Here is a 20606-nt window from a genome sequence, read left to right as displayed (position 1 = left end):
TGGTTATCCCCCACATCAAGGCAATTTCCTAGGCATTACTCACCCGTCCGCCGCTCGACGCCCATTAACGCACCCGAAGGATTGTTAGTGTCGTTTCCGCTCGACTTGCATGTGTTAGGCCTGCCGCCAGCGTTCAATCTGAGCCATGATCAAACTCTTCAATTTAAAGTTTTGATTACCTAAATTAATAGGTGTGACTCAACGAATACTGACTTCAAAACTATTCTTTATAAATAAAGAGTGTAATTTTAAAGCTATTACCATTCCAACAGAATGGTAATGAATTGACTGTGCCAAAATTAAGTAAACTTAATTTTGTATTGGTCACTCAGTTCATTGAAATCAAGTTTGTTACCGAAGTAACTGCCATTCCTAAGAATGACGTTTTGATATTCATCAACGAGTGCCCACACAGATTGATAGGTTTAAATTGTTAAAGAGCTTCTCTTCGTTGTGACTTACATCACTTCGGAAGAGGCGGCCATTCTAGCGTTTTAATTCTCAGTGTCAAACACTTTTGAAAATTAATTTCTACTTTCTAAAAGTAGAAGCGAATTATCGCTTAAAGCTAGTTGCCTTACTAACATTCTTCGCTGAAGCCTTGTGGCGTCTACCGTGTCAGTGAGGCGGCATTATAGAGATGTTCCTCACATTGGCAAGTGTTTATTAAAGAAAAATGTAAAAATAACGGTTAGATGACGAATAAACACTCAAAGCCTTATTTGTGCAAGTTTAACTACAAAGTACCTACAGAATAACCACAGACTTATCCACAATTGCTCTAATTTTCACCCTAGAAAACAAAAAACTGCCTTATGGCAGCTTTTTAAATGGCAATGAGTCTAAATCCCAGAGCCATATTGCTCTCCATCGTCTTCATGGAGACCACATTCTCGTTTTAGACCATTAAAACGGGTTTCTTCTTCAGTCATACCCGGTTCCCATTTCTTAGTAGTATGAGTATCTCCAACAGAAAGGTACCCCTGATCGCGAAGTGGGTGGTAACTGAGACCATGCTCCTCTAAGTAATAATGAACATCTTTATTTGTCCAATCAATTACTGGCAAGAACTTAAACACACCATTTTGGATAGATAAGATAGGTAAGTTTGCACGCGATTGAGATTGCTCTCTTCTCAACCCAGAAAACCAAGTGCCTGCCTCTAGTTCATCCAACGCTCTTCTCATCGGTTCAACTTTATTAAGCTTGTTGTACTTCTCTATCCCTTCTATACCTTGATCCCAAAGTTTGCCATATTGCGCTTCTTGCCAATTAGGGCTCTGCTGAGAACGAAAAACTTGAAGGTTTAGAGTCAACTTCTGACTTAACTCATCGATAAATCGATACGTTTCCGGGAATAGATACCCAGTGTCCGTAAGAATAACCGGAATATCTGGTTTTGCTTGAGTCACTAAGTGCAGCATCAACGCCGCTTGGATTCCGAAACTAGAAGACACCACATGTGTTCCTTCTAAGTTTTCCAGAGCCCACTTCACTCTTTCTAATGCGGTTAGCTGCTCTAACTCAGCATTAATTTGTCCAAGACGAAGTATCTGCTCCGTCTTAGTCAATGCGAGTAGCTCTGCTAACTTCAGTTTTGAAGCGACAGAATTATGCATGCAGATCCCTCTTTGAAATGATCACCTCTTCGATGATGCCAGCTCGGATTGTAAAATCACCGAACCCTTCATTATCCGTTCGTTCTGTAGCCCAACGTCCCACCAGCGAATCAATCTCTTCTAAAATCTGAGCTGACGCGATGTTCTCTTTATACATCTTCGGGATACGAGTTCCGGCTTTGTTGCCACCTAAGTGCATGTTGTAACGCCCCGGAGCCTTGCCGACTAAACCCAGTTCAGCCAACATTGCACGACCACAGCCGTTTGGACAGCCTGTAATACGAAGGATGATGTTATCTTCTTCTGGTAACCCGTGTTTCTTCAGAATGTCTTCAACATCCGTTACAAACTCAGGAAGAAAACGTTCGGCTTCTGCCATTGCTAACGGACATGTTGGGAATGCCACACACGCCATTGAGTTCTTGCGCTGTTCTGAAACGGCATCATCCATCAGACCGTATTGACGTGCCAGCTTTTCAATTTGTGCCTTTTGGCTCTTAGGTACACCTGCAACAATGAGATTTTGGTTCGCTGTCATGCGGAAGTCACCTTTGTGGATCTTCGCTATTTCAGCAACACCTGTTTTCAGCGCTTTACCCGGAAAATCAAGTAAACGACCATTTTCGATGAATAACGCTAAGTGGTGCTTACCATCAATGCCTTCCGCCCAACCGATACGGTCGCCACGGCCAGTAAACTCATAAGGACGACTTTCAGAAAACTCAACGCCTGCACGTTTTTCTACTTCTGCTTTGAATACATCAATACCAACACGATCGAGTGTGTATTTGGTTTTGGCATTCTTACGGTTTGAACGGTTACCCCAATCACGCTGAGTCGTTACCACCGCAGCGGCGACATCTAACGTTTTCTCTAATGGCACAAAACCGAAATCGTCAGCTTTACGTGCATAAGTAGAAGTATCGCCGTGCGTCATAGCAAGACCACCGCCCACTAATACGTTAAAGCCCACCAGCTTTCCGTCTTTAGCAATCGCGATAAAGTTAAGATCGTTAGCATGAACATCTACGTCATTTTGTGGAGGAATTACAACCGTCGTCTTGAACTTACGCGGTAAGTAATTACTACCTAAGATAGGTTCTTCATCTGTTGTTGCGAGCTTTTCACCATCTAACCAGATCTCAGCATAAGCACGTGTCTTAGGTAATAGGTGTTCACTGATCTTTTTCGCCCACTCATAAGCTTCTTGGTGTAGCTCGGACTCTACCGGGTTTGTGGTACACAAAACATTTCGGTTTACGTCACCCGCAGTAGCGATTGAATCTATACCAATACTGTTTAGTGTTTGGTGCATTAACTTAATGTTTGGCTTCAACACACCGTGGAACTGGAAAGTTTGACGTGTTGTTAGACGAATTGAACCGTAAGAGGTACTTTCATCTGCGAATTTATCAATCGCCAACCACTGCTTAGGAGTGATGATGCCGCCAGGCATACGCGCACGTAGCATTACATTATGTAAAGGTTCTAACTTTTGCTTGGTACGTTCGTTACGAATATCACGGTCGTCTTGTTGATACATACCGTGGAAACGGATCAGTTGAAAGTTATCTGCGGTAAAACCACCAGTGATACGGTCTTGAAGATCTTGTTCAATCGTACCGCGAAGGTTTTTACTTTCACGCTTCAGACGTTCATTGTCAGCCAAAGGTCCCAGTACTTGACCTAGCACTTCTTGCTCTATTACTTGCTTGCTCATTAGTACACATCCCTTTGGTAACGTTTCGCTTTGCGTAAATCATTAATATATTGTTCAGCTTGTTCGCGGCTCTGGTTGCCATGTTTTTCCGCTATCGTAACTAACGCTTCATGGACATCTTTTGCCATTCGAGTTGCATCGCCACATACATAGAGGTACGCGCCCTCTTGAAGCCATTGCCAAACCTGCTCTGCCTGCTCAATTAATCGGTCTTGAACATAAACCTTTTCTTTTTGATCACGACTAAACGCAACATCAAGCTTGGTTAATGCACCAGATTTAAGATACCTCTGCCATTCAACTTGATATAAGAAATCTTGAGTAAAGGTACGGTCACCAAAGAACAACCAGCTTTTACCTTCAGCGTCATTGTTTTCACGCTCTTGAACAAAACTACGGAAAGGTGCGATACCTGTACCCGGGCCAACCATGATGATTGGTGTGTTGTCGTCTTGCGGCAGTTTGAAGTTATTGTTGTTCTCTACAAACACCTTCACTTCACCACCTTCTTCAAGGCGTTGAGCTAAGAAACTTGAAGCGCCACCCAGACGAGATTCATCGCCCTTTTGGTATTCAACCAGACCAACCGTCAAGTGAACTTCTTCATCTACTTCTGCTTGGCTTGACGCAATAGAGTAGAGACGTGGAGTTAACTTACGTAGTAGGCCAATCAATTCATCAGCCGATAGCTTGGTTTTCTTCTCAGCTAAAACATCGACAACTTGAGTATTACCCGCGTATTCACGAAGCTTGTCTTTATCTTCCACCAGCTTGATTAACTTCTTGCTGCCCGAAAGCTCAGCAAACTTAGTCACTAGCTGAGGGTTTGAAGAGGTAATCTCAAATTTGCTGACGAGTGCGCTATGCACAGACAAGTTATCACCATCGACATCGACACTTTCGATACCAGACAGCCCAACCTTAGAAAGAATTTGATTTGCGAGTTCTGAACTGTTTTCAAACCATACGCCTAGCGCATCACCCGGTTGGTAAGTAATACCCGACTCATCAAGATCAATCTCGATATGACGAACATCTTTGCCCGAATCACGACCGGTGATCTTTTGGCTCGTTAATAGTGTCGCGGTGTATGGGTTTTGCTTGGTGTATTGCGAATGACCGGCAGCCGCTTGACCGACGGGCAACTGAACTACATCGGCTTCAGTGCCTGTCGATAGCGTCTCTTTTACTTGCTCTAATGCTTTAGCGCGCCATTCCGTTGCTGACTCTTCGTAATCAACATCACAATCAAGACGGTCGACAAACGATTTAGCACCAAGCTTAGTGAGGAAATTATCGAAGTCTTTAGCCGTTTGGCAGAAGAACTCATAGCTTGAGTCACCTAAACCGATCACACCGTATTGTAGGTTTGATAATTTTGGCGCTTTCTTCGATTGAAGGAATTCATGCAACTCAATAGCGTTATCAGGGGCTTCGCCCTCACCATTGGTTGAAGCCACAAAAATGACGTGTGTCTCTTTGGCTAGGTTCTTACCTTTATAATCACTTGCATCGAAAAGCTCGACAGCAATCCCTAAGGCTTTCGCTTCTGCCTCAAGCGATTCGGCGACACCTTTCGCATTACCGGTTTGGGATGCGAAGATAATGCTGAGCTTACCCGCAGGTTTTGCGGCTACTGCAGCGGCTGCTTGAGCGATTGGCGCGGCGGCACCCACAGGCTGAGTTTGGCTCACACCCCAAAGGTAACCACTGACCCATGCCAGTTGTTGAGAAGATAATTCAGAAACAGTTTGCTGAAGATGACCCAATTGTTGGTCATTAAGTGGTGCTGCTAGCCCAGGTAACTCATTAGCCCCAGACTGTGCATTATTATTTTGTGAAGACTCTTTCTTATTTAAAGACATGGTCACGACATCCCTAATCATTGCGTGACGATAGATTAACCACTCCTTTTAATAACAAGAAAGAATAGAAAAGTATGTTTTATAACTTTTTGGAAGTAAAAACCGATTGAAACGTCAATTGAGTTACTGGTTTTCAATACGAACTTGTTGAAAGCCAACCGCCATTGCCGACTTAGATGCTAGGTCTAAATCCGCGTAATGACACTCTTCACCATGAACATCAGTAAGCAAAACAAAGCCACCGCCCATATGGCGAAACTCCACAACCCAAGACCCCTCTTGAATTGAGGGCTCTATGATCGCTTCAACCAACAGATTTTCTCGATATAAATTTCGTAATTCATTGAGTGTCATATTCCATCCCTTGCTTTGACCTCACAACATAGACCTTATAAGAATAGACGCTAATTAGGTCTCTGTATTAAGGATGGTCGAAAGTGATGAATGTGCTAACTAATTCCAGAAAAGTATATACCCAAGTAACTTCAAGATGCTTGGGTATAACCAATAGATATAAAAAAACGCCACTTCATAAAGTGACGTTCTTAAATTTCGTTCTAGATTCGTTTTAATTGCCTAAAAGCGTACTTCTACGCCAGCAAACCAACCATCAACCATAACAAACGATTTAGGTGGCCCTGGCTTTGGGTCATCTAACGGATCCGGTTCTTTGTCTGTCTCAAGAGGTTTGTTCAGCTCTGAAGAGAAGAATTTGTCCGAATCAAGGTCGATCACACGATAGCCACCACGAAGTGCTATTTCAGTATCTGCCACTGGAATACGGTACTGAACTCCCGCCATCAAATCGGTACTCTTAATACCATTGCTATCACCAAATTCCATCGTACCAATGATATCAAGGTGAGTATTAGGGACATTGATTTCTGCGTTACCGTAGAAGCTCCAAGTAAACTCATCAAAACTTGTCGTTTTCGAACTGTACGGATCTTTGTAATGTGAGTTTGCATACTGAGTAAATGTCACACCCGCATCGAAGTTCATCAACTTGTGATCCAACATTGTGTAGTAGAACGTGTAGTCATACTTATCAAACGCTAACAATGTTGTATCAACAGTAGAGTAGCGGAAACTCGCATTTGGCAGCTTAGGGGCATTATGCTCAAATGCGAAATACAACGAAGGTGAGTTTGAGTCACTCGACCTAGCTTCATTCAGCTTTGTACTTCCCCACCACATATCAGCACCGCTCTTAGTCGTGTAAGAAAACTCTTCTTCAGCGGACACTGCCGAGCTTAAAGAAAGCATTCCCACTAAAGCAATTAATGGCATTTTATTCATTTGAGATAGCTCCAATTCCATATCGTTGTGCTAATTGTATGCACATTCATAGATTATTGGGGAAAATTCTACCACACATCTTAAATTCTAAAACGATAAACCGCTGACGAGTAAAGATTTGACGACACGATGACCTTAATAACGTCTTTGGTTAGAGCTGTGTACATAGTTTTTGAAAAACCACACACCCACTGCAATCACGATCAGCCAAGGCAGCAGTTTAAACACAACCCCCATCATACCTAAGACCAGCATGACCGCTAACGCGATTCCGGTTGCCGCTAGTACCGTCATAAACGTAATACCAGTAACGAGTAAAGTTGCGACGAAAATAAGAACAAAGATTAATTCAAACATAATGGTCTCCCTAATGAGTTCATGACCTATCTTTCCTACTTTCTAACATTGCAGCTTCCATACCAAGTTAGATACAACCATAAACTCCTTATTTATCAGACAAATAAAAAGCCACACATCTTCATGCGTGGCTTTTCGGAAACTCACAATGGTAAATTTAGCCTCTAATGGCGAATTTAGCCTTGTTCTTTAAGCTTTTAACTTTTAGTTCTTGGCTTTTGCTTTAACCTTGAGGGTGTCTATACGTTTAGCTCTTTAGGGATCTTAGCCAATGCCGTCTGAATCACCTCAATGCCCGCGCCTTTCTTATGTGCATTCTCACTGATGTAACGACGCCATTGTCTTGCACCCGGCATGCTTTGGAACAAACCCAGCATATGACGAGAGATATGACCAAGGCTCGCTCCATTCGAAAGCTGACGCTCAATGTACGGGTACATCTCTTCAACTACTTGTGAACGCTTCTTGATTGGCGTGTCTAAACCAAAGATCTGCTGATCAACTTCAGCCAAGATAAACGGGCTATGGTATGCCTCACGACCAATCATCACACCATCAAGGTGCTGCAAGTGCTCTTTAGTTTGTTCTAATGTAGTAATGCCACCATTTACCGCAATCACTAGATCTGAGAAGTCTTTCTTGATTTGGTATGCACGATCGTAATCTAGCGGTGGGATCTCACGGTTCTCTTTCGGGCTAAGGCCACTCAACCACGCCTTACGCGCATGGATAGTAAATTGCTCACAACCGCCCTTTTCAGAAACAGTAGAAACAAACTTAGTCAGAAACTCGTAAGAATCTTGGTCGTCGATACCAATACGCGTTTTTACCGTAATTGGAATATCTGTGACTTCTTTCATCGCTGACACACAGTCTGCCACCAGCTCGGGCTCAGCCATTAGGCAAGCGCCAAAGCGACCATTCTGAACTCGGTCTGAAGGACAACCTACATTGAGGTTCACTTCATCATAACCACGCTCACCAGCAAGCTTGGCACAAGCCGCCAAATCAACCGGGTTTGAACCACCAAGTTGAAGTGCTAATGGGTGTTCTTGCTCGTTATACTCTAGAAAGTCGCCCTTACCATGTAAGATCGCACCAGTTGTGACCATTTCCGTGTACAGAAGCGTCTGCTGAGATAGCAAACGGTGAAAGTAACGACAGTGGCGGTCAGTCCAATCCAACATCGGAGCAACGCTAAAACGGTTAGCCTTAAACTCATTGGGATTCGTTGATTTGTCTTGGTTCATAAAGGATTTACTCAAACTTTGTTTTACTGCGCTTTGCGTTAAATTGCTTAGCTTTGCCGTTCGTGGTACACCTATAGTACACCTTTAATTCACCTAGTCGGTACGCCTTTACAGGGATAACTATGGCTTCTTTTAGCATTCAAACTCGGACGCTCACCAGTGGCGAGAAGCGATATAAAGCGACAATTACTGTCAAAAATAATGGGCGAATTGTACACCGATTTGCCAAAACACATAAGAAAAAAGCGATAGCTACTGCTTGGGCAAAGAATCAAGTTAGTGAGATAGAGGCCAAAGGCTTTAAATCTCAACGTGCTACGACTATTTCGGAGCTGCTTGACTTATTTATCGCTGAGCGTGATTTGTGGGACAACACAGGGCGCACTAAGCAATACGTCATAAAAATGCTTCGTGATTGCAATATCGCAAATGTGCAAACCAACAGCTTAACGACTGCCGATCTCATTAAACACTGTAAAGATAGAAAAGGTGCAGGCGCTAAGCCAGTAACCATTTATCATGATATTGCTTATCTACGTTCAGTGATGAAAAAGGCGAACCCTGTTTTTAACATCGAGGCGAACTACGCTGTCTTTGAAGAGGCGGTGCCAGTGCTTATTGATATGAAGTTAGTCGGCAAATCGGACAGGCGTACCAGAAGGCCAACCGAAGGCGAACTTGAGAAGTTAAAGCAAGGGTTGCTTGAGCGTGAGGGCTATCGCAGTAATGGGCCAACCCGTATTCCATTTACCGACATTCTAGACTTTAGCGTATTAACCTGTATGCGAATTGGTGAAGTTTGCGCTATTCGATGGGAAGACTTAAACGAAGAGAATAAAACCGTCATCGTTCGCAATCGTAAAGACCCACGAAAGAAAGAAGGCAACCACATGATTGTTCCTTTACTTGGTGAGTCTATGGATATTGTTTTACGCCAAGAACGACGAGGCGAACTGATATTCCCGTATAACCCTAGAAGTGTTTCGGCAGGGTTTCAGCGAGTACGTAATAGTTTAGGAATAGAAGATTTGCGCTACCACGATTTAAGACGTGAAGGAGCAAGCAGGCTTTTTGAATTGGGTTACTCGATAGAAGAAGTCGCTCAAGTAACTGGTCACCGAAACCTAAACATACTTTGGCAAGTTTATACGCAGTTATTTCCACATAAGTTGCACAGTAAACAGATTGTCACTACATAGTTGACTAGCTTGCTAGAACGCAATTTAAAGTAGAATTTCGCGTAATTACTGGACATATTGCACAAAATGATACCATTATATCATTGTAGCCTGCTGGCTAGTCTGATAGCATCTTCGCCCCAGACTAAACGGCTATCCCTAAAGCGCTCAATGGAAACGCTAAGGAGGGGGATATGAAATGGAGTCTTACTATGGGTAATATTTTAAGAATGATTTTGGGCCTACCTAAAGCCAAAGTGGAAGGAAAAACTCAAAACTATAGCATCCGTCCAAAGATGCGAAGCCATGATCTTGTCGTAATGGATTACAAATCATTCAGATCAAGCAGCAAGGTTCAAGCTCAAGTTAAAGCTGCAAAGACTTCTGTGCGAACTTAAGGTTCATTGACTCATTATACGAGAGGTGCTTTAGCACCTCTTTTTGTATGTGTTAAATAGGGAAATTTACGTGCCTAAACCAACTTCATTATTATTTATTTTAGTACTGTGTATAGCTGGGTACTATCTACTAAATAAGGTACACCGCTTCCACTACTCTCTAAAGAGAAGCAACGGCTATCATACTTTCCTGAGTTCAGCTACTGCTGGCTTAACCGTTTGTGGTTTTGCTGTAGCTGTCTATGCAATCACCGATCTTATAATGAGTGGAATCGGTTGGTATTTCTCTCTAGGCGACATCGTTCTAAACAATATATTGAGCTACGATGCAACGAGCAATAGTGTTGCCTTATTTGATCTATGTACTATTACCATTGCAATGTGCCTAATTTTCCCAGTAGTGCTATATCACTTCAGCTTAGAACGACAATATTATTGCTTTCTTGAAGAGTTCGCACAGGATGGAGAGAGCCCAGAATTTACTCAGCTTTTTTTTAGGTCTTACGAATTCGGATTACCGATATTATTTACAATGTCTGATCGAAAAGTCTACATTGGCTACGTAACAGAAATTCATTCAAAGCCGTTTAATGACGTGCACATAATCCCAATAGTGAGTGGATATAGAGACAGTTCTGATCTAAGACTTGTTCCTGTAACACCTTACCAGGACATTATTCACGATGTAGAAAACGATGATGAAAAAGAACTGGATTTCGAAGCGTTTACCGTCACTCTACCATTGAGAGAAATTGTTTACGCCCATCTACATGACTTTGAAAAATACGAAGAATTCAAACAAGCAGAGAAGCAACTAGATTTCAGTCAAGGCAACTCATATAAGTTCAATAATAAGTTGCTAGATTTCAAAAACTAAAAAAGGAGCCGATTGGCTCCTTTTTTACAAGTATATTGCTGCAATCTACAGTCCTTCTTCATTCTGAGCGGCGATCATCATGGGTAATCAATCCCCCCGAACGGCTGTTTACAGCGACCTATTCTTTTAAAGGCCATTCGCCAACCTTTAAGAAAGCCGAATTTTTGTAACGCTAAAATCGCATACTCAGAACATGTAGGCTTATACAAACAAGCCCCTCTTAAGCGATGAGGGGCAATCAATCGATAGAGACCAATTAGCTTTATGGATAAGTAAACTAGCATCAAACCTCTTTGCGGAAAGAAATTACATAGTAACTAGCGTTCTCCATTTTTCTTCCCTTAAGTGCATCCATACAACCAGGCTGAATCTGAACACCAATAGTGTCAACACGATGAAACTCCCAGCCTTCTCTCGCATACTGGTTAACAACATTCTCCAAATACCTTGCTGCGTCATCCCCTTGAGAGTCTTTCATATCAACAGCAATGTTAGGTGGAATTTGAACCATCTTATATTCGTACATACCTTTCTCTTTATATTTTTATCAATACCAACAAAAAAAGGCATCCTTTCGGATGCCTTTGCTTTTCTAAATTACCGCCTTCATGACGGTGGTGACTACTTTTCCTATTACTGCGAACTCTTCGAGTTTTTCTCCGTTCACAATAAAGGGTGAATATTCATCTTTGTTGTCTGAAATGACTTCGTAGCCTTCTGCCATGATGTCGTACTTCAAACGCTTTATATAAACATGCTTACCAATACGTACTACATACACACCATGATTTACTGGGTGTTCAAGTTCTCTGATATCGACAAGCACTTCATCACCGTTACTCAATGTGTCTTCCATCGAGTCACCGTGACAAATAACAATTCGTGCGGTGCTTTCTGTTAAGCCATGCTGATTCAAGCGTGAACATGGCAACAGTTCTGTTCTTAATTGGTATTCCGCATCGTTCTGAGCGCCAAAACCGCAAGACGCATAAACGTTATAAACAGGTACAGCGCACAAGTCATCTGCCTGATAAAACGATTTTACGGCCTTTACATTTGAGAGCTCGGTCACATTATCAGGTATTACTTCAGAGCCGAACTTTTCTCGTAGTTCTGCTAGATCTTCCTCGTTAAAACTGGAGATGTGGTATTCAAGCCCACGCGACATTCCCCTTGCTTTACGGGACTTCCAGTCCTCTCTTCTAGCACGACTAGACACGCCAGCTCTGGTGCTTGGCATACCAGGTAAGTCCATTAAATCCGAACTCTGAAACCATTCTTTCATAAAAAGCTCACAAACCCTCATTGACAACCAGTGGCAACGAACGAAAAATAAAGTAAATCAACGAAACATAACGACAACCCAAGAAGTTCAGTGTCAATTAACTTGCTTTAGGTTGCAGTAAATTACTTTACCACGCTTTTCGGCGTGTCTCTATATGAGGTGATGTATGAATATCAAATATGCGCTCCATGCAACTTATGGCAAACCAATCATTCCTGTTAGTGAAATCTGTGAAGAGTTCTTTGGCTTACGTATTAAAACAGCTAACGAGCGAATCCGTGCACATACCTTTCCTATCCCTGCCTTTAGTCTTACTGGTAAGAAAAACGGCGACTACTTCATCAATGTTGATGAACTGGCTGCTCATATTGAAAAGCAACAAGCCAAGGCAAAAGAAGAGTGGGATGAAGTGCATTCTACGCACTAATTCCATTCATTCCGTTTCTCTTCCTACAGGGTAAGTATTAGATATGAGTGCGAATAGTTCAATGTGTACATTTTTAGCTAACACACAAGAAGAGTACAACGAGGCCTGCGCCATATTCCGAGCAAGGCACAAAGTCAGTGTTATTGCTCAAGCTGCTGGCCTATGCCCTAAGCTGCTACGCAATAAGCTAAACAAAGAACAGCCACATGTTCTTTCTGTACCAGAAATGATGGCTATTTCTAAAGCTGCGAATGATTACGTGATTTTAGAAGTGGTACTTCGTCGACTGGGGCTAGCGACAGCCAACATACCAGAAGGGAAGGAAGAGTCATTTATCAAGCGAGCTTTAGACAATTCAATTGTGGCAGGTGAAATATCTCAACTTGCATTAGACAACGCGAGTAAAAGAGCCCTGCCTCTATCCGAACGCAGTTCAATTATTAAAACAGCCCAAGCAGGTATTAGTAACTTGGTGCTGCTCATTAATGACCTAGAAAACCGCACTACTGGCGCAACCCCGTTCTTGAGTATGGGTGTCGATTTTATTGCCAACGGTGCACCAATCCCCGGCTTAAGTTAGAGGAATTTTGTATGTCAGTTGCAACAGTAGAACATTCAAGCGTAGCGATACCACCATTAGAAAACCCATGCCCAGATTTGCCGTGTTGGTCTTTGAACCGCGAGCAAAAGGAACGCGGCCTAACGTTTTTGGAGCGAACAAGGAAAGAGCTTGGCGAACGCCAATTGCAGCCACTTCGTTCACGTAGAGCAAAGCTACAAGCTCAATACACCAAGAGTGATTGCAACGCAGAACGAAAGCGCCTTTCACGTGAGATTAACCGAATTGATGCCAACGCGCAGGATGTACTTTCGCGCTGGTCATAACCGAGTTACACCCAAGCCAACCTAGCCACTAGGCATTTTGCCTACACCCCTTATCCCTCTTTGATTTAAAGAGGGAGGGTTTTTTATATCCAAAATCTGAGGAATTGATGATGAAAACACACGTAATGCTCGATCTAGAAACAATGGGAAATGGTAGCAATGCTGCGATTGTTTCTATTGGCGCCGTCGTTTTTAACCCTAGCAATGGTCAGCTAGGTGCTGAGTTTGAAGAGGTGATTAACCTTAATAGCGCGGCCTATTACAGTGATATTGATGCACCGACCGTAACTTGGTGGTTATCACAAGGTGATGAAGCTCGTGCAATCTTCCTAAAAGAAACGCCAAAGTCTTCACTTAAAGATGCCTTGCTTGAGTTTAACCAATGGTTAGCTGATTTAGGTGAATCAAAAGATATCTGTTTATGGGGCAATGGCGCAGGCTTTGACAATGTGATCCTAATGAACTCTTTCAAAGCGACTCGCATTCGTCCTAATTTCATTCATTGGAATGACCTTGATGTGCGAACCATTGTGAGAATGGGCCGTGACATTTTAGGTATCAACCCCAAAGAAACGTTAGTTCGTGAAGGTGTTCATCATTCTGCGCTAGATGATGCGAAGTTTCAGGCTAAGTATGTTTCTGAAATTTGGGGCACGTTTTATATGGTGGCGAGCTATGCCGCTGATACACAAGCTGCCTTAGAAGCTGAGGTGACAGAATGAGTTACCAAAATGCCCACAACCATATGTTCAACCAATCATGTGAACAAATCGTTGAGCGCTTTAAAAGTGCTAACCAAGAGCAGCAAGAAAACATTCTGATTCAACTCGATGCTATCGCAAAGAAGCAAGAACCTATCGCAACCCACCGAGCACAAGAAGATGTTTTGGCCGATATCAAAGAAGCAATGACTGGTGATCGTGCTCGTGTGTTCTTTGGTCATTCATTCCCAAGCTGGTATCGCAACGGTTCAATTGAGCAGGTTTCACAACTTCACCATTGGGCGAACTTAGATATGAGTAACCGCTACCTGTTCCTTGAAATGCTTGGCCTCCGTGACTTAGGCCACTTTGATGATGAAGCGTTATATCAATTTGAGCAGTACTGCTTAGAAGTCATTGGTAAGTAAGGGGCAGCGCAATGTTATTACATCTAGTACCGAAAATTATGAATCGTTATTCGAATGTTGAGTTGGAATTAATCGACGTTCAGATTCCAGAGCTAAATGTGACTCTAACGGAGGGGAAAGACCTTGTAGTTAGAAAGCCATTTCCAAACAAATCCTACCATGTTGCATGTCGAAAGGTGGGACGCAAAGCAATGCATGGTCTGTACTTGGAAGTTGATAAGCAACTAACGAATTTCTCAGTGATTACGCACTGGAAAGCTAAGTGTGCCAATTGGGCAGATGAACAAGAGAAGACACTTACTCATAGAGTTAATTACACCGTTGCTGATACTGATTTTGATGCAATCAGTGACGATCATACATTGCAATATGGGCAGTTTGGGTTTGAAAGTCGTTGGCTTACAGATTTTAGAATTAACCCACCAGTAAAAACACAACCTCGCATGGATGTTCTTATATGTGAGTACCACAAGCGTGGTGAAAACATTTCAATAGAAGATGAATATCAAGATGTTGTGATGGTTAACAGAGTTGAAGAAATCACCCTACCAACGGTCGAGAAAGAAAGACTAATAAAGAGCGCAGCCCATAACGACCGTTTACCTACTTTAGAACAGCGATTCATTGTGGAAAGTTCAGAGGTGGAAGCATGAGCATCATTACCGTATTCCGAAAAGATTTAGAGCACGGTCTTCATGGTGAAGGCTTTACTTCTCGCAAAATTGAGCAGTTCATTCGCGTTTTCAATGACGTAGATTCTAGCCAAGGCGTAATGCTTCAACTTGATTCTACTCGTGCCATGTTGGTGAACGTGAACGGCACTGAGCAAGGGCTATGTCTTGAAGACTTCATCACTGCTTGGTGGGTTTTCTGGGTTGTGGTTTACAACACAGCCAATGACTTATCTGCCGAGCTTCAAGCTTTAGGCGCAATCCGTGCACTCTTCTTCGTTTCTGCCTGTACCAAAAGCACTAGCCAAAACGCAACTATGCAAATGTGGTGGCGTGACTGTGAGCCTATTCACGGCTACCCAACTGTGGAGGCTGGCTGATGCTGAGTTATGTAGCAGTTGCACTTAATAACGGTGGCGGTGTTGTTCGCCATAATGAAACCAACGAAGTGAAGAACGTGTTGCTAGGTGAGTTTGAATCACTAGAGCCTGCGATTAATACGGCTTGCGAGCTGTTCAAATGCCATCACGTTTTGAAAGGCGTGATTATCAAAGGTAATCACACTGGCGGTCATATGATTATGGATACGCAGGAGCTAGCAGGGTTATGACACACCAATGTGAATACCAAGGCTGTAAAGGCGTGAAAGCCATTGCTGAAATGTTCGGTGTTAACTACTCCACTTTATTGAAGCGTTTACAGCGAGGCTTTGATATTGAACAAGCAGTAACAATGCCTCGTTGCGCTCAGCTTGCTCAAGTCAAATATGAGTACAAAGGGCAAAAGGGGATTCGAGCTATTTCTAAGTCGGTTGGAATTTCGGAGGCTACTTTATACGGTCGCTTGTCTGAAGGGATGACTTTAAAAGAAGCCATTGAAATGCCTAAACAGAAAACAGGCATGAGCGAAGAGCATCGAAAAGCAAATCAAGTCGGTATTAAAAAGCCTGATGCTATGTCTAGTCACTGGGCTTCAGTGTTGGGAGTTCAGCTATGAGTGAAGCTCTGAAAGTTGCGGCTGAAGCACCTGATTATATTGAAACCCTATTAGTAGAAATGCTCGAAGGTGATCACTCGGATAATGAAGTGCTGTTGGGTACTTTGCTCTCTGGTGATGAATCTATTCAAGTTCAATTAAAAATCACACGCAACCCTGCTGATTTTATGGATGACTGTTAGTGACTTACTATCAACCTGTTAAACCATTAAATCGCTTTTGGTTATGCCCTTTACCTGCCATAGATGAAGGGCTTGCTTGCGTACCTAGCGGATATCAACCACCTCACGTAGAGCCAGAAAATCAAACACTAATAGAGCGCATGCTTTATTCGGTAAATAAAACCCCAGAGGATGCCGAGTGGCTGTCTGAGTATTTTGCCGACCTCCCAAGTTACTTAACTAAGTATTTTGCTAAGCGCTATATCGAGACTCATAAAGAGCAAGGCGCTCAAGCGGCTAATTCATACATTCGCGAAAAGATGCGCCCAGCAAGTGAGCGCGTGAAGCTTGTTATGGATAGCTATAAACACCTACCGGATTCGAAAAAAGTTGCTTCCCTTAGAAAAAGACTCGACGAATTAGACGACGAAGAACAGTTCAATTCTAACGTAAGCATCTTTACATCTAATAAATATCAATTGGGCTTTGATTTTGATTTATCAGAAAAGCAAAAGACTAAGCAAAAAAAGCAGGTCAAAGTTCGAATCCTTGCTGAATTAGAACTCGATGAGCTGCGTGATATGGCTTTCACTATTTCTAATATCATGAATAAACGTGCGCAGTTAATTGGAGTTCAACATGGTAAAGAAACCGAAGAGCAATTAGACGAAGCTCTTCCCTCGATTTATGAAGATGTTGCAACGTTAGTTCGTGAGCTTGGCATTACCCCACCGCGTAAATATAAAGAGCAAACTGCAGAAAGCGCAATCACTGACATATCAAGGATGGTTTGCGAAAAGTGGTGGTTTGGCCGCCTTAAATCTATTCGTAAGATCATGCGTGAACACCTAGCCATTGCCATGGGGCAAGTGTCGGCTAAGGCTTCACCTTATGCGTCATGGGATTGCATTCGAGAACATCAAGAGACACAAAAGAAAAACTGGGAAGTACTTCAACAGCGTTTATTGAAAGATGAAGAAACGGGTGAAGAAGCTGAACTGTCTGACACGGTTTTAAAAAGCGTATCTAACCCTGCTATTCGCCGTCATGAGCTAATGACTCGATGCCGTGGCTGTGAAGATGTCGGCAATATGCTTGAGCTTCAAGGCTTGTTTTTAACCCTTACCACTCCCTCCGTTTTTCACAATCACTACAAGAAAGGCAGTTTTATTCCGCATTGGAACGGGGCTAGCCCTCGTGGTGCTCAAGAGTATTTGAATAATGTTTGGCAACGAATTCGCGCCAAGCTAGGCCGTGATGAAATTCGTTGGTTCGGTATTCGTGTAGCCGAGCCACATCATGATGGTACGCCACACTGGCATTTGTTGATTTGGGTTCAACCTGAACATGTAGCGAAAGTGCGTGACGTGTTTATTAGCTATGCGATTAAGGAAGATAAAGAAGAGCTTTACCCTTTCTTTGATCGCAATGAAAAACGTGCAGCCAAGAAGCGATCTATTCAAGGTCCTTTTAATTATCGTCCTCGCTGTGACTTTGGGCTGATAGACCCAGAGAAAGGTACAGCAACAGGCTATATCGCTAAATACATATCTAAAAATATTGATGGTTTTGCAATGGATGGGGAAGTTTCAGACGAAACGGGTAAGTCTGTTCAAGCTATGGCCAAAAACGTTAACGCTTGGAAGAGCCGTTGGGGTATTCGTCAATTCCAATTCTTTGGTGGTGCTCCCGTTACCACTTATCGTGAATTGCGCCGCTTCGCTAATCAGAACAAAAAAGCGTTTATGGAATACGTTTTTGAGCAAGAGCGTAGCAACTTAATCACTATTTACTTAGAGGCTTACCGTGATTTAGTTGGCCCATTCAAACCTGCTGATGTAATGAAAAACGCAGAATTGCTTAAGGCTATTGCTGACAATTATCAGCCATGTATGGAAACAGATAACACTTCTGTGACCGACACAATGAAAGCCGCTGATAACGGCCATTGGAAAGGATACATCATGGGACAAGGTGGCCCATTCGTTAAGCGTGAAGATTTACTTATTACTAACTCTTATGAAGTGTTGCCGTTTGCCTCTCCGCACGGTGAAGACGTTCGTAAAATTGAAGGTTTTGTCGCTTCTGGTGATCTAGTTAAAACACGTTTAAGAACCTGGACTATCACAAAGAAAACTAAGAAGAACACCGAAACAGTTTACGAGTTTGATAAGCCAAGCGAAAACCCGATTACATGGAGGTTAAAAGGTAAAAAAGTTACTTCCAAGGAAACGATAGAAGCTGAAGCGGGGGCTCCTGCTCTTGATCTTGCTCTTTCTGGAATCTTTGATTCCTCTCGGAGTTCTGTCAATAACTGTACGCCATCGCAGAAAGTACAGGTCAGCGATCAGCTTAAGCGATTATTAGAACCTTACTCAGTAGGTGGTGGTTTACCGCCAAATATTGATGATTCAGCCCTAATCGCGCTGCAACAAGGTAGTTCAATTCGAATAGATGATGAAACGAGCATAAGAATCCGCCCTGCGGAGCACCTACCCTGCGGCAAGGTTCGCCCTGCCCAGCTCGTTGAAGAGTACCAACCCACGCCAGATTTAAGCTGGTTAGATGATTTCGAGGCTAAACAGCCTGAACCTCTAACCGGAGAAGATAAAGACCACCAATACCAACAGCCAAATCTATCTGACATCACTGTAAGTAAGCGCCCGAGTAAATCGTGGGCCGATTACTTAGAAATCGTTGAGTCTGATGAGTGGCCTATTTTTGAGGAATGATGAAATGAGCGAAAGAAAACTAACGTTAAATATTCAAGTTGAAATTAGCAATAAAGATGGTTGGCTTGGCCTTGAAGATTATCAAGATGCTTATGGAACGAGTGATCTGGCTTCGACAGTTCAAGCCATCATTGATGATGAATTCCAAGGTAACGCAATTCAATACGTGGATGAGGTTATGTCTCGTGGTAATCGTTCACGTTTAGTCAGTGCTAGTGAACTTAGTATTGTTAATTTAGCGATTGAAGGAATAAAAGTAGGTGTCGTTAATTCTGAAATAGGTGTGTTTCAAATGAATGCTGCCAGCTATTCATTCGGTGAAAGAGCAATGATTTTAGCGAAACTGGGAAAAGAGGGATATTACGCTGTAGGTAGTGAGCATTACATCACTTGTAATAAAAATGGTGGTTCAAAATGATTAAACAGCTAAATCAATATTTAGTGTTCGCCTTCGTTCTTGGCTTTGCATTCGAATTTGGTGGTCAGCTTGCTTGGATATTCATGGACGGTGTGAAAATGCTTTTTAACTGGCCTTTGGGTTAAACGTATCGAGTGTAGTTATTTATGACTATGTGGTACCAGAAAGCAAGAGCCTTAATTTGCTCGAGCATAGTCATTTATAACTACGTTGGCCACACGATGAGAATTTTAGGTGAAGTGGGATTTATGGGGTATTTAGGTTCAAAAGGTGGAAGTGGTGTTTATCAAACCATTATTAATTTGATGCCACCGCATGACACTTACATTGAAGCGTTCTTAGGGACCGGAGTTGTCTTAAAGAGAAAAGCGCCAGCCGCTAACCAAATTGGTATTGATATTAACTCAACATGTATCGATGGGTTCAATTCTTCTTCAGCAATAGACGAATCTGACTTTACTGCAGCTGATGTTTTTCAAGCTGATGCATTCGACTTTCTAAGCTCGTTTGATTTTTCCCAAAGTGGAAGATCCGTTGTCTACTGTGATCCACCATATGTGCATTCAACCAGAACCAGTTCAGCTAGATATGAAAATGAATTGACCGATGATGATCATAGACGATTACTTGAAATGCTCGATTCACTACCCTGCTTTGTGATGGTTTCTGGTTATAGAAATGAAATATACGATGACCTATTAGCAGATTGGTGGAGTGTGGATTTTCAAGCTATGACGCGTGGCGGCGTAAGAACCGAAACAGTGTGGTGTAACTTCACGCCAGGTGATGTTCATTACCACTGTTTTGCAGGTAAAGACTCCACTGACCGCCAACGTATTCAAAGAAAAGCTAAGCGATGGGCGAAGAACTTTGAGGCTTTACCTAGTGGAGAAAAACAAGCCGTGTTTAGTGCAATGCTTATGACGATGGAGAATAACTAAAATGACAAGCAAACAAAAACTTCAGGTCATCGTAGCTAAAATAATCCAAGAATTAAAACACCAAAATGACAACGCAATCATCATACTTGACCGTGGTCTGATGCATGAAGAACAGTGGCTTAATAATCAACTTAACAAGAACATTGATGGTAAAATATTGAGAGAGGGTTGGGTGTGTAAAAACGAACGGCTAATTGGAGTTCGTCATGAATTGGATAATACATTTGCAGGGTTTAGTGGTCACAATTTTACCATTTCAAATGGTGTAGTAAGCCAAGAATTAGAACAACTGGCGGAAGGTATATCCATTTTAGAAAAACATAACGTTTGCCACTACTCGCTTGAATGTATGGCAAAAATGAATGCGCCGGAAGTTTCTGCGCTGCAATGACATGAAA

Annotated in this window: 28 protein-coding genes and 1 rRNA gene; 18 read left to right on the top strand and 11 right to left on the bottom strand. The window is 42.5% G+C overall.

The window, feature by feature from the left end:
• From AB6E08_RS12330 to dusA, 8 genes are all read right to left on the bottom strand, one after another.
• Positions 1-165, bottom strand: a 16S ribosomal RNA gene (locus AB6E08_RS12330); the annotation flags it as partial.
• A 677-nt stretch (positions 166-842) separates the two neighbouring features.
• Entirely contained in the window at positions 843-1619 is a 777-nt protein-coding gene (locus tag AB6E08_RS12325; protein ID WP_017101844.1) for a phosphoadenylyl-sulfate reductase, read from the bottom strand.
• Entirely contained in the window at positions 1612-3339 is a 1728-nt protein-coding gene (gene cysI, locus AB6E08_RS12320) for an assimilatory sulfite reductase (NADPH) hemoprotein subunit (protein WP_017101845.1), read from the bottom strand. Before cysI ends, AB6E08_RS12325 begins: the two co-directional genes overlap by 8 nt.
• Entirely contained in the window at positions 3339-5204 is a 1866-nt protein-coding gene (locus tag AB6E08_RS12315; protein ID WP_032499456.1) for an assimilatory sulfite reductase (NADPH) flavoprotein subunit, read from the bottom strand. The genes cysI and AB6E08_RS12315 overlap by 1 nt, the downstream gene beginning before the upstream one ends.
• 123 nt (positions 5205-5327) lie before the next feature.
• A complete protein-coding gene (locus tag AB6E08_RS12310; RefSeq protein WP_004735813.1) occupies positions 5328-5558 on the bottom strand; it encodes a hypothetical protein in 231 nt (76 codons plus the stop codon).
• 222 nt (positions 5559-5780) lie between these two features.
• Positions 5781-6503 (bottom strand): TIGR04219 family outer membrane beta-barrel protein, encoded by a 723-nt coding sequence (locus AB6E08_RS12305; protein ID WP_372065443.1) that lies wholly within the window; start codon positions 6501-6503, stop codon positions 5781-5783.
• 135 nt (positions 6504-6638) lie between these two features.
• Complete coding sequence (pspG, locus tag AB6E08_RS12300) at positions 6639-6860, bottom strand: envelope stress response protein PspG (protein WP_009847904.1); 222 nt, start codon at positions 6858-6860, stop codon at positions 6639-6641.
• Positions 6861-7099: 239 nt separating this feature from the next.
• Positions 7100-8110 carry a tRNA dihydrouridine(20/20a) synthase DusA gene (gene dusA / locus AB6E08_RS12295; protein ID WP_372065446.1) on the bottom strand — a complete coding sequence of 337 codons (1011 nt, stop codon included), beginning with the start codon at positions 8108-8110 and terminating at the stop codon, positions 7100-7102.
• Positions 8111-8232: 122 nt separating this feature from the next.
• Between dusA and AB6E08_RS12290 the strand changes: the two genes are divergently transcribed.
• The 3 genes from AB6E08_RS12290 (at position 8233) to AB6E08_RS12280 (ending at position 10563) form a co-directional block, all read left to right on the top strand.
• Positions 8233-9309 (top strand): tyrosine-type recombinase/integrase, encoded by a 1077-nt coding sequence (locus AB6E08_RS12290; RefSeq protein ID WP_372065449.1) that lies wholly within the window; start codon positions 8233-8235, stop codon positions 9307-9309.
• A 173-nt stretch (positions 9310-9482) separates the two neighbouring features.
• The gene (locus AB6E08_RS12285) at positions 9483-9686 is read left to right on the top strand and encodes a hypothetical protein (RefSeq protein ID WP_372065452.1); all 204 of its coding nucleotides are present in this window, start codon (positions 9483-9485) and stop codon (positions 9684-9686) included.
• 70 nt (positions 9687-9756) lie between these two features.
• Positions 9757-10563 carry a hypothetical protein gene (locus AB6E08_RS12280; RefSeq protein WP_372065455.1) on the top strand — a complete coding sequence of 269 codons (807 nt, stop codon included), beginning with the start codon at positions 9757-9759 and terminating at the stop codon, positions 10561-10563.
• 77 nt (positions 10564-10640) lie between these two features.
• Here AB6E08_RS12280 and yidD read toward each other — a convergent pair whose 3' ends face one another.
• The 3 genes from yidD to AB6E08_RS12265 form a co-directional block, all read right to left on the bottom strand.
• A complete protein-coding gene (yidD, locus tag AB6E08_RS12275) occupies positions 10641-10847 on the bottom strand; it encodes a membrane protein insertion efficiency factor YidD (RefSeq protein WP_372065458.1) in 207 nt (68 codons plus the stop codon).
• The gene (locus AB6E08_RS12270) at positions 10847-11089 is read right to left on the bottom strand and encodes a DUF4177 domain-containing protein (RefSeq protein WP_372065461.1); all 243 of its coding nucleotides are present in this window, start codon (positions 11087-11089) and stop codon (positions 10847-10849) included. The genes yidD and AB6E08_RS12270 overlap by 1 nt, the downstream gene beginning before the upstream one ends.
• Positions 11090-11155: 66 nt before the next feature.
• Positions 11156-11848 (bottom strand): S24 family peptidase, encoded by a 693-nt coding sequence (locus AB6E08_RS12265; protein ID WP_372065464.1) that lies wholly within the window; start codon positions 11846-11848, stop codon positions 11156-11158.
• 166 nt (positions 11849-12014) lie between these two features.
• Between AB6E08_RS12265 and AB6E08_RS12260 the strand changes: the two genes are divergently transcribed.
• The 15 genes from AB6E08_RS12260 (at position 12015) to AB6E08_RS12190 (ending at position 20599) form a co-directional block, all read left to right on the top strand.
• Positions 12015-12275: a pyocin activator PrtN family protein gene (locus tag AB6E08_RS12260; RefSeq protein ID WP_372065466.1), complete on the top strand. Its 261-nt coding sequence runs from the start codon at positions 12015-12017 to the stop codon at positions 12273-12275.
• Between the two features lie 43 nt (positions 12276-12318).
• A complete protein-coding gene (locus AB6E08_RS12255) occupies positions 12319-12855 on the top strand; it encodes a phage regulatory CII family protein (protein ID WP_102538722.1) in 537 nt (178 codons plus the stop codon).
• Positions 12856-12866: 11 nt separating this feature from the next.
• The gene (locus AB6E08_RS12250) at positions 12867-13160 is read left to right on the top strand and encodes a hypothetical protein (protein WP_065679542.1); all 294 of its coding nucleotides are present in this window, start codon (positions 12867-12869) and stop codon (positions 13158-13160) included.
• 110 nt (positions 13161-13270) lie between these two features.
• Complete coding sequence (locus AB6E08_RS12245; RefSeq protein WP_372065471.1) at positions 13271-13882, top strand: 3'-5' exonuclease; 612 nt, start codon at positions 13271-13273, stop codon at positions 13880-13882.
• Positions 13879-14289, top strand: a complete 411-nt coding sequence (locus AB6E08_RS12240; RefSeq protein WP_372065474.1) for a hypothetical protein — start codon at positions 13879-13881, stop codon at positions 14287-14289. Before AB6E08_RS12245 ends, AB6E08_RS12240 begins: the two co-directional genes overlap by 4 nt.
• Positions 14290-14300: 11 nt before the next feature.
• Positions 14301-14942 carry a DUF6012 family protein gene (locus AB6E08_RS12235; protein WP_372065477.1) on the top strand — a complete coding sequence of 214 codons (642 nt, stop codon included), beginning with the start codon at positions 14301-14303 and terminating at the stop codon, positions 14940-14942.
• Positions 14939-15340: a hypothetical protein gene (locus AB6E08_RS12230; RefSeq protein ID WP_372065480.1), complete on the top strand. Its 402-nt coding sequence runs from the start codon at positions 14939-14941 to the stop codon at positions 15338-15340. Before AB6E08_RS12235 ends, AB6E08_RS12230 begins: the two co-directional genes overlap by 4 nt.
• Positions 15340-15570, top strand: a complete 231-nt coding sequence (locus AB6E08_RS12225; RefSeq protein ID WP_372065483.1) for a hypothetical protein — start codon at positions 15340-15342, stop codon at positions 15568-15570. The genes AB6E08_RS12230 and AB6E08_RS12225 overlap by 1 nt, the downstream gene beginning before the upstream one ends.
• A complete protein-coding gene (locus AB6E08_RS12220; protein WP_372065486.1) occupies positions 15567-15956 on the top strand; it encodes a hypothetical protein in 390 nt (129 codons plus the stop codon). The genes AB6E08_RS12225 and AB6E08_RS12220 overlap by 4 nt, the downstream gene beginning before the upstream one ends.
• Positions 15953-16138, top strand: coding sequence for a hypothetical protein (locus AB6E08_RS12215; protein WP_372065489.1), 186 nt, complete (start codon positions 15953-15955; stop codon positions 16136-16138). The genes AB6E08_RS12220 and AB6E08_RS12215 overlap by 4 nt, the downstream gene beginning before the upstream one ends.
• A complete protein-coding gene (locus tag AB6E08_RS12210; RefSeq protein WP_372065491.1) occupies positions 16138-18849 on the top strand; it encodes a replication endonuclease in 2712 nt (903 codons plus the stop codon). Before AB6E08_RS12215 ends, AB6E08_RS12210 begins: the two co-directional genes overlap by 1 nt.
• Positions 18850-18853: 4 nt before the next feature.
• Positions 18854-19267 carry a hypothetical protein gene (locus AB6E08_RS12205; RefSeq protein WP_372065494.1) on the top strand — a complete coding sequence of 138 codons (414 nt, stop codon included), beginning with the start codon at positions 18854-18856 and terminating at the stop codon, positions 19265-19267.
• The gene (locus AB6E08_RS12200; protein WP_258186669.1) at positions 19264-19392 is read left to right on the top strand and encodes a hypothetical protein; all 129 of its coding nucleotides are present in this window, start codon (positions 19264-19266) and stop codon (positions 19390-19392) included. Before AB6E08_RS12205 ends, AB6E08_RS12200 begins: the two co-directional genes overlap by 4 nt.
• A gap of 96 nt (positions 19393-19488) precedes the next feature.
• Complete coding sequence (locus AB6E08_RS12195; protein WP_372065497.1) at positions 19489-20208, top strand: DNA adenine methylase; 720 nt, start codon at positions 19489-19491, stop codon at positions 20206-20208.
• A 1-nt stretch (position 20209) separates the two neighbouring features.
• Positions 20210-20599, top strand: a complete 390-nt coding sequence (locus AB6E08_RS12190; protein WP_372065500.1) for a hypothetical protein — start codon at positions 20210-20212, stop codon at positions 20597-20599.
• The last annotated feature ends 7 nt before the right edge of the window (positions 20600-20606 follow it).

The sequence above is a fragment of the Vibrio sp. 10N.247.310.24 genome, from assembly GCF_041467175.1.
GTDB lineage: Bacteria > Pseudomonadota > Gammaproteobacteria > Enterobacterales > Vibrionaceae > Vibrio > Vibrio tasmaniensis_A.
The sequence above is the reverse complement of the archived record's forward strand: the minus strand, read 5'-3'. Positions and strand labels throughout refer to the sequence as shown.

What these genes read in the sequence shown, in the direction of transcription:
- AB6E08_RS12325 (WP_017101844.1), bottom strand. Translation starts at nt 1,619, where the DNA reads ATGCATAATTCTGTCGCTTCAAAACTGAAGTTAGCAGAGCTACTCGCA.
- cysI (WP_017101845.1), bottom strand. Translation starts at nt 3,339, where the DNA reads ATGAGCAAGCAAGTAATAGAGCAAGAAGTGCTAGGTCAAGTACTGGGA.
- AB6E08_RS12315 (WP_032499456.1), bottom strand. Translation starts at nt 5,204, where the DNA reads ATGTCTTTAAATAAGAAAGAGTCTTCACAAAATAATAATGCACAGTCT.
- AB6E08_RS12310 (WP_004735813.1), bottom strand. Translation starts at nt 5,558, where the DNA reads ATGACACTCAATGAATTACGAAATTTATATCGAGAAAATCTGTTGGTT.
- AB6E08_RS12305 (WP_372065443.1), bottom strand. Translation starts at nt 6,503, where the DNA reads ATGAATAAAATGCCATTAATTGCTTTAGTGGGAATGCTTTCTTTAAGC.
- pspG (WP_009847904.1), bottom strand. Translation starts at nt 6,860, where the DNA reads ATGTTTGAATTAATCTTTGTTCTTATTTTCGTCGCAACTTTACTCGTT.
- dusA (WP_372065446.1), bottom strand. Translation starts at nt 8,110, where the DNA reads ATGAACCAAGACAAATCAACGAATCCCAATGAGTTTAAGGCTAACCGT.
- AB6E08_RS12290 (WP_372065449.1), top strand. Translation starts at nt 8,233, where the DNA reads ATGGCTTCTTTTAGCATTCAAACTCGGACGCTCACCAGTGGCGAGAAG.
- AB6E08_RS12285 (WP_372065452.1), top strand. Translation starts at nt 9,483, where the DNA reads ATGAAATGGAGTCTTACTATGGGTAATATTTTAAGAATGATTTTGGGC.
- yidD (WP_372065458.1), bottom strand. Translation starts at nt 10,847, where the DNA reads ATGCTAGTTTACTTATCCATAAAGCTAATTGGTCTCTATCGATTGATT.
- AB6E08_RS12270 (WP_372065461.1), bottom strand. Translation starts at nt 11,089, where the DNA reads ATGTACGAATATAAGATGGTTCAAATTCCACCTAACATTGCTGTTGAT.
- AB6E08_RS12265 (WP_372065464.1), bottom strand. Translation starts at nt 11,848, where the DNA reads ATGAAAGAATGGTTTCAGAGTTCGGATTTAATGGACTTACCTGGTATG.
- AB6E08_RS12260 (WP_372065466.1), top strand. Translation starts at nt 12,015, where the DNA reads ATGAATATCAAATATGCGCTCCATGCAACTTATGGCAAACCAATCATT.
- AB6E08_RS12255 (WP_102538722.1), top strand. Translation starts at nt 12,319, where the DNA reads ATGAGTGCGAATAGTTCAATGTGTACATTTTTAGCTAACACACAAGAA.
- AB6E08_RS12250 (WP_065679542.1), top strand. Translation starts at nt 12,867, where the DNA reads ATGTCAGTTGCAACAGTAGAACATTCAAGCGTAGCGATACCACCATTA.
- AB6E08_RS12245 (WP_372065471.1), top strand. Translation starts at nt 13,271, where the DNA reads ATGAAAACACACGTAATGCTCGATCTAGAAACAATGGGAAATGGTAGC.
- AB6E08_RS12240 (WP_372065474.1), top strand. Translation starts at nt 13,879, where the DNA reads ATGAGTTACCAAAATGCCCACAACCATATGTTCAACCAATCATGTGAA.
- AB6E08_RS12235 (WP_372065477.1), top strand. Translation starts at nt 14,301, where the DNA reads ATGTTATTACATCTAGTACCGAAAATTATGAATCGTTATTCGAATGTT.
- AB6E08_RS12230 (WP_372065480.1), top strand. Translation starts at nt 14,939, where the DNA reads ATGAGCATCATTACCGTATTCCGAAAAGATTTAGAGCACGGTCTTCAT.
- AB6E08_RS12225 (WP_372065483.1), top strand. Translation starts at nt 15,340, where the DNA reads ATGCTGAGTTATGTAGCAGTTGCACTTAATAACGGTGGCGGTGTTGTT.
- AB6E08_RS12220 (WP_372065486.1), top strand. Translation starts at nt 15,567, where the DNA reads ATGACACACCAATGTGAATACCAAGGCTGTAAAGGCGTGAAAGCCATT.
- AB6E08_RS12215 (WP_372065489.1), top strand. Translation starts at nt 15,953, where the DNA reads ATGAGTGAAGCTCTGAAAGTTGCGGCTGAAGCACCTGATTATATTGAA.
- AB6E08_RS12205 (WP_372065494.1), top strand. Translation starts at nt 18,854, where the DNA reads ATGAGCGAAAGAAAACTAACGTTAAATATTCAAGTTGAAATTAGCAAT.
- AB6E08_RS12200 (WP_258186669.1), top strand. Translation starts at nt 19,264, where the DNA reads ATGATTAAACAGCTAAATCAATATTTAGTGTTCGCCTTCGTTCTTGGC.
- AB6E08_RS12195 (WP_372065497.1), top strand. Translation starts at nt 19,489, where the DNA reads ATGAGAATTTTAGGTGAAGTGGGATTTATGGGGTATTTAGGTTCAAAA.
- AB6E08_RS12190 (WP_372065500.1), top strand. Translation starts at nt 20,210, where the DNA reads ATGACAAGCAAACAAAAACTTCAGGTCATCGTAGCTAAAATAATCCAA.